General features: G+C 72.2%; 2 protein-coding genes and 1 pseudogene. 1 reads left to right on the top strand and 2 read right to left on the bottom strand.

What is annotated here, in order from left to right; genetic code table 11:
- Positions 1–138: pseudogene (locus tag SACHA_RS24500) on the bottom strand (amino acid permease); the annotation flags it as partial.
- 40 nt (positions 139–178) lie between these two features.
- Between SACHA_RS24500 and SACHA_RS0111420 the strand changes: the two are divergent.
- Complete coding sequence (locus SACHA_RS0111420; protein ID WP_051110190.1) at positions 179–679, top strand: hypothetical protein; 501 nt, start codon at positions 179–181, stop codon at positions 677–679.
- Between the two features lie 76 nt (positions 680–755).
- Here the strand turns inward: SACHA_RS0111420 and SACHA_RS0111415 are convergent, their stop codons facing one another.
- Positions 756–2,513, bottom strand: a complete 1,758-nt coding sequence (locus SACHA_RS0111415) for a fumarate hydratase (RefSeq protein WP_019809817.1) — start codon at positions 2,511–2,513, stop codon at positions 756–758.
- Between the last annotated feature and the right edge of the window lie 197 nt (positions 2,514–2,710).

Genomic DNA, 2,710 nt, shown 5'->3' with positions numbered 1-2,710 from the left:
CGCCAACAGCCCCGCCCCGGCGGCACGCGCGGCCGGGGCGAACGCGGTGAACACCCCCGCACCGATCATCGCCCCGAGCCCGAGCACCACCGCGTCCCCGGTGCCCAGCCCCCGGGCGAGCCGTCCGTCTCCGGTCATGCGTGCAACCTACCGGGGCCCCGGTTACGTCTGTCCGTCCATGAGACGAACACGAGCCGTTGTCACGGGAACGATCGTGGGTGCCGTGCTGCTGGGCGGCGCGGCCTGCGCGGAACAGGCCGACCGGGCCGAAGCGGGAGGTCCGGGTGGGTCCGGGGACGGGAGTGCGCGGATCGCGCCGTCGTCGCAGGAGCTGTCCCGCTCCGCACCGCCGGACCGCGAGCCGCCGGACGCCCAGCCGCTGCCCACGGACCGGATCGACGGGAGTGCCCTGCCCGACGGTCACCCCGTCGACGTCGGTGTGGCCGACGGCGGCCGCACCCTCCGGGTCGTCGGGATGGAGGGTGGCTGTGGGAAGGCCTCGGCCGAACTCACCGACGCGGGCGAGAAGCGGGTGACGGTCACGCTGGTCGAGACGAAACCCGCCGACCCCGACACCATGTGCACGATGGACATGCGCTACCCGCCGCTGACCGTGGAACTCGACGCGCCGCTGGACGAGCGTGCGGTCGTGTTGGAGCACCGCAGCGAGCGGGAGTAGCGCCGGCAGGCGGCGTCCGGACGGTGTGGAGGTCCTTCCCGTCGAGGGGCCGGGAGGGCCGCCACACCCCGGCGCTTCAGGAGCGGAACGAGATCTGCAGGACCGGCTCCGAGGTCTCGGCGAAGAAGTCGTTGCCCTTGTCGTCGATGACGATGAACGCGGGGAAGTCCTCCACCTCGATCCGCCAGACGGCCTCCATCCCCAGCTCGGCGTACTCCAGCACCTCGACGTTGCGGATGCAGTCCTGCGCCAGCCGCGCGGCGGGCCCGCCGATCGAACCGAGGTAGAACCCGCCGTGTTCGCGGCAGGACTCGGTGACCTGCTTCGACCGGTTGCCCTTGGCCAGCATCACCATCGACCCGCCCGCGGCCTGGAACTGCGGGACGTAGGAGTCCATCCGGCCCGCCGTGGTGGGGCCGAACGAGCCGGACGGGTAGCCGTCCGGGGTCTTGGCCGGGCCCGCGTAGTACACGGGGTGGTCCCGCAGGTAGGACGGCATCTCCTCGCCGGCGTCCAGCCGCTCGGCGATCTTGGAGTGGGCGATGTCGCGGGCCACCACCAGCGGCCCGGTCAGGCTCAACCGCGTCTTCACCGGCAGCTGCGAGAGCTGCGCGCGGATCTCGGACATCGGCCGGTTCAGGTCGACCTCGACCACCTCGTCGGACAGGTCGCCCTCGGACACCTCCGGCAGGAACCGCGCCGGGTCCCGCTCCAGCTGTTCGAGGAAGACCCCCTCCGGGGTGATCTTCGCCTTGGCCTGGCGGTCGGCCGAGCAGGACACCGCGATGCCGACGGGGCAGGACGCCCCGTGCCGGGGCAGCCGGATCACCCGCACGTCGTGGCAGAAGTACTTGCCCCCGAACTGGGCCCCGATGCCGAACTGCCGGGTCATCTCCAGCACCTGCTGCTCCAGCTCCCGATCCCGGAAGCCGTGGCCCAGCTCGGACCCCTCGGCGGGCAGCTCGTCCAGGTACCGCGCCGACGCCAGCTTGGCGACCTTGAGGTTGTACTCGGCCGACATCCCGCCGACGACGATCGCCAGGTGGTACGGCGGGCAGGCCGCGGTGCCCAGCCCGCGCAGCTTCTCCTCCAGGAACCGCGCGAGCCGTTTCGGGTTCAGCACGGCCTTGGTCTCCTGGTACAGGAACGTCTTGTTGGCGCTGCCGCCGCCCTTGGCCAGGAACAGGAACTCGTAGGACGGGTCGGCGTCGGCGGTGTCGTCGGTGGTGCCGTCGGCCGTGTCGGAGCCCGCCCCGTCGGACCCCGCCCCGTCGGACGCGGAGCCCGCGTGGCCGGTGTCCTTGTGGAACAGTTCGATCTGCGCGGGCAGATTGGTGCCGGTGTTGCGCTCGTCCCAGAAGGTCAGCGGCGCCATCTGCGAGTACCGCAGGTTCAGGTCGCGGTAGGCGGTGTGGATCCCCTCGGACAGCGCCCGTTCGTCGGTGCCGCCGGTGAGCACGCCCTCGGAGCGCTTGCCGACCACGATGGCGGTGCCGGTGTCCTGGCACATCGGCAGCACCCCGCCCGCCGACACGGCGGCGTTGCGCAGCAGATCCATCGCGACGAACCGGTCGTTGCCACTGGCCTCCGGGTCGTCCACGATCGCGCGCAGCTGCGCCAGGTGGGACGAACGCAGCAGGTGCTGGATGTCGGTGACGGCCGCGTGGGCCAGTTCGGTCAGCGCCTCGGGCCGGATTTCGAGGAACCGGCGGCCTGCGGCCTCGACGACCCGCACGCCCTCCTCGGTCACCAGGCGGTACTCGGTGGTGGTGTCCGGACCGAGCGGGAGGACGTCGGTGTGCTGGAACGCGGACGTGGATTCGGGGACGGTCACAGCTGCGGCTCCGTTTTCCCTCGGCAAGGCGGTCTGATCCGGTGAAAGGGACCAGACCGTACCGCGACCGCACCGGGGTCGGACAGCGCCGGGGCGCCCGGGCGCGACACAGATCACCCGCCGCAGCGGTGACCGTCAGGGGAGGAAGCACGGACCGGGGTGCCGACAGGTCGGGGGCCGGGCCCGCCGGGCCCGGC

This window comes from Saccharomonospora halophila 8 (assembly GCF_000383775.1).
GTDB lineage: Bacteria > Actinomycetota > Actinomycetes > Mycobacteriales > Pseudonocardiaceae > Saccharomonospora > Saccharomonospora halophila.
This window is presented reverse-complemented; position numbering and strand designations above follow the sequence as displayed.

What these genes read in the sequence shown, in the direction of transcription:
- SACHA_RS0111420 (WP_051110190.1), top strand. Translation starts at nt 179, where the DNA reads ATGAGACGAACACGAGCCGTTGTCACGGGAACGATCGTGGGTGCCGTG.